The sequence below is a fragment of the Vibrio sp. 2130-1 genome (genome assembly GCF_033339515.1).
Genome location: NZ_JAWOUT010000335.1, coordinates 1 through 668, shown reverse-complemented (window position 1 = coordinate 668; position 668 = coordinate 1). Strand labels below are relative to the sequence as shown.

The 668-nt window shown below is 50.1% G+C and carries 1 protein-coding gene; it reads left to right on the top strand.

Going from position 1 to position 668, the window contains the following annotated elements:
- A partial coding sequence (locus R7Q09_RS26060) for an ATP-binding cassette domain-containing protein (RefSeq protein ID WP_318143935.1) occupies positions 1-668 on the top strand: 668 nt, incomplete at both ends.

Sequence of the window (668 nt, the reverse complement as noted above, 5' to 3'; positions counted from 1 at the left end):
TGAGCCAACCACGGCACTGGACGTATCAATCCAAGACCAAATCCTGAATCTTATCCGAGAGTTGTGTATTCAGAACAATGTTGGTTGTATGTTGGTTACGCACGACATGGGGGTGGTTTCAAACGTTACAGACCGCGTGGCGGTAATGTACCGTGGCGACCTTGTTGAGTTTGGGCCAACGGCAAAAGTGTTGGGTAACCCAGATCACCCATACACGCGCAGCTTGATTTCGGCGGTTCCTCGCTCAGACAGAAAGCTCGATCGTTTCCCTCTGGTGAGTTACATCGAAGAAGCGACAGAAATGAAGTCGCTAGACATTAAGAATCACTGGCTGGGTCAAAGCCAAGATCAGCGTGAGTACACTGGCCCGTTGTTGGATGTGAAAAACGTCAACCTAAGGTTTGTGACTAAGGACTCTTTGTTTGAAAGCCGCCGTGAGTACGTGCAGGCATCGAACAATGTGAGTTTTGAGGTGCACGAAGGTGAGACGTTTGGTCTGGTGGGTGAGTCAGGTTCGGGTAAGTCGACCATCGCGCGCGTGATTGCTGGTTTGTATGAGCCAAACTCTGGCCAAGTGAAATTTGAAGGCATCGATCTCACGGCGATGAAGTCGGAAAAAGAGCGTCGTCCGATGCGACGTCAAATGCAGATGGTGTTCCAAAACCCAT